We start from the raw sequence: 2,760 nt of genomic DNA on the forward strand, positions 1-2,760 counted from the left end.
CAGCCCGGCGGCCTGCACCGCCGCACACAGGCGCGCGCCGGGGTCGCTGATGCCCGGGGTGCCGGCATCGCTCACGTAGGCCACCCGTTCGCCGCGCTGCAGGCGCGCCACCACGCCCTGTGCCGCCTCGGCCTCGTTGTGCTGGTGCACGGCCAGCAGCGGTCGGTGCAGGCCATAGGCCTGCAGCAGGCTGGCGGTGTGGCGCGTGTCTTCACAGGCCACCGTGTCGACCAGGCCGAGCACGTGCAGGGCGCGCAGGGTGATGTCGGCCAGGTTGCCCACTGGCGTGGCCACCACGTACAGCACCCCGACGGGATAATGCTGGGCACCGGCCGCGGCCTGTGCCGCCGCCAGGGCCGGTTGAAAAGAAGGGTTCACAGTGACCATCCAGAAACAGGGAGCGCCCGACCCGGGCACCGACGCGCGCGGCCGCGTCACCACCAAGCAGCGCGGCGACCGCGCGGAGCAGGCCGCGCTGGAACATTTGCAACACCAGGGCTTGCGCCTGCTGCAGCGCAACTTCCGCACCCCCGGGCGCGGCGGCGGCGAGATCGACCTGATTATGTCGGAGCCGGGCGGCACGCTGGTGTTCGTGGAGGTGCGCCAGCGCAGTTCGGCCTCTCACGGTGGGGCCGGGGCCAGCATCGGCGCCACCAAACAACGCCGCATCGTCTTCGCGGCGCGGCACTACCTGGCCCGCCTGCGCCAGTTGCCGCCCTGCCGTTTCGACGTGGTGCTGGTGCAGGGCGCACCCGACGGCGTCGGCGCCACGGTGGAGTGGCTGCGCGGGGCTTTCGACGCCTCCGCTTGGGTATGATCGCCGCATGCTTTTGCACCGGATACAGCAGCACTTCATCGACAGCGCCGACCTGAAATACCAGTGCGCCCAGGCCATGGCCCCGGCGGTGGAGGCGGCCGTGGGCGCGGTGCTGGCCGCCCTGACCGGCGGCGGCAAGGTGCTGGCCTGCGGCAGCGGCATGTCGGCCGGCCTGGTGCAGGCCTTCGTGGCCTCCTTCGTCGGCCGCTTCGAACGCGACCGCCCGGAATTGGGGGCTTTCGCCCTGGGCTCCAACGCCGCGGCCCTCACCGGCCTGTACAACGCCTTCGACGCGCGCTCGGTCTTTGGCCGCCAGGTCCGCGCCCTGGGCCAGCCCGGGGACGTGTTACTTCTCGTCACCACGCAGCCGCAGTCTCCTGACATACTCGGCGCGGTCGAGGCGGCCCACGAACGCGAGATGGTGGTCGTGGCCCTGTGCGGGGCCAAGCCCGGCCCCCTGCACCAGCTGCTCAAGGACACGGACGTGCTCGTCAGTGTGCCGAGCGAGCGGCTGCCCCGCATCCACGAAGCGCACCAGTTGGCGCTGCATTGCTTGTGTGACGGTGTCGATGTCCAGTTGCTGGGCGAAGACACAGACCCGGAGATGGATACATGACGTTTGCCAACCGTTTTTCTGCCCGTACCCTGGCGCTGCTGGCCTGCGTGGCCGCGCTGGGGGGCGCCCTGAGCGCTTGCGCCCCCCTGGTGGTGGGAGCCGCCGTGGGCTCCGGGGTGATGGTCGCCACCGACCGCCGCACCTCGGGCGCGCAGGTGGAGGACGAGGCGATCGAGCTGAAGTCGGGCAGCCGCATCCGCGAGGCCCTGGGCAGCCGGGTGCGCGTCAGCGTGACCAGCTTCAACGCCCAGGTGCTGCTGACCGGCGAGGTCGGCAACGAAGCCGACAAGCAGCGGGTGCAACAGGTGGTGCTGGGCGTGGAGCACGTGCGCAGCGTGGTCAACGAGCTGACCGTGTCCGACAGCCCCTCGCTGGTGCAGCGCTCGTCCGACGCCCTGCTGACCGCGCGGGTCAAGGCCGCGTTCGTGGACGCCAGCGACCTGTCGGCCAATGTGTTCAAGGTGGTGACCGAGCGCGACACCGTCTACCTGATGGGCCTGGTGACCCAGCGCGAGGCCGACCGCGCCAGCGCCATCGCCCGCTCCACCGGAAGCGTGAAGCAGGTGGTGCGGATTTTCGAACTGATCAGCGACGCCGAACTGGCCCGCCTGCAGGCCGCGCCCGGCGCCTCCACCAGCGGCACCGCTCAGCCCCGCTGAGCCGGCCCGCCGCCGCGGCGTCAGCGCAGGCGCCGCACGAGGCTGGAGGTGTCCCAGCGGCCGCCGCCCAGGGTCTGCACGTCGGCGTAGAACTGGTCCACCAGGGCGGTCACGGGCAGGCGCGAACCGTTGCGCTTGGCCTCCTCCAGCACCAGGCCCAGGTCCTTGCGCATCCAGTCCACGGCAAAGCCGAAATCGAAGCGGTCCTCCACCATGGTTTGGCCGCGGTTGTCGAGCTGCCAGCTCTGCGCCGCGCCTTTGCCGATCACCTCCAGCACCTGCTTCATGTCGAGGCCGGCGTGCTGGCCGAAGGCCACGGCTTCGCTCAGGCCCTGGACCAGGCCGGCGATGCAGATCTGGTTGACCATCTTGGTGAGCTGACCGGCGCCGCTGCCGCCCATCAGGGTGAAGGCGCGCGAAAACGCCAGGGCCACGGGTTTGACGCGGTCGAAGGCCACCGCCTCGCCCCCGCACATGACGGTGAGCAGGCCGTTCTGCGCGCCCGCCTGCCCGCCCGAGACCGGGGCATCGACAAAGGCCACGCCCTGCGCCTGGGCCAGGGCGTGGAGTTCGCGCGCCACGTTGGCCGAGGCGGTGGTGTGGTCCACGAACACGGTACCGGGCGCCATGCCGGCCAGGGCGCCGTCGCCGCCGCGCTGGCCACCGGG

5 protein-coding genes are annotated in these 2,760 nt (G+C 71.4%); 3 read left to right on the forward strand and 2 right to left on the reverse strand.

Annotated features, from left to right (window positions below):
• Positions 1 to 378, reverse strand: a 378-nt coding sequence (locus tag CON77_RS14715; RefSeq protein ID WP_439650589.1) for an SAM-dependent methyltransferase, incomplete at its 3' end; no start/stop codon positions are given.
• 7 nt (positions 379 to 385) lie between these two features.
• On the opposite strand from CON77_RS14715, the gene CON77_RS14720 reads away from it, so the two are divergent.
• Genes CON77_RS14720 through CON77_RS14730 form a run of 3 tightly spaced genes read left to right on the forward strand, consistent with a single transcriptional unit; the run spans position 386 to position 2,092 of the window.
• The gene (locus CON77_RS14720) at positions 386 to 817 is read left to right on the forward strand and encodes a YraN family protein (RefSeq protein WP_101050348.1); all 432 of its coding nucleotides are present in this window, start codon (positions 386 to 388) and stop codon (positions 815 to 817) included.
• Positions 818 to 824: 7 nt separating this feature from the next.
• Positions 825 to 1,433 (forward strand): SIS domain-containing protein, encoded by a 609-nt coding sequence (locus CON77_RS14725; protein ID WP_101050341.1) that lies wholly within the window; start codon positions 825 to 827, stop codon positions 1,431 to 1,433.
• Positions 1,430 to 2,092 (forward strand): BON domain-containing protein, encoded by a 663-nt coding sequence (locus CON77_RS14730; RefSeq protein ID WP_101050343.1) that lies wholly within the window; start codon positions 1,430 to 1,432, stop codon positions 2,090 to 2,092. Before CON77_RS14725 ends, CON77_RS14730 begins: the two co-directional genes overlap by 4 nt.
• 20 nt (positions 2,093 to 2,112) lie before the next feature.
• Here the strand turns inward: CON77_RS14730 and CON77_RS14735 are convergent.
• A partial coding sequence (locus tag CON77_RS14735; protein WP_101050345.1) for an NAD(P)-dependent oxidoreductase occupies positions 2,113 to 2,760 on the reverse strand: 648 nt, incomplete at its 5' end.

Source organism: Macromonas nakdongensis, from assembly GCF_002837145.1.
GTDB lineage: Bacteria > Pseudomonadota > Gammaproteobacteria > Burkholderiales > Burkholderiaceae_C > Macromonas_B > Macromonas_B nakdongensis.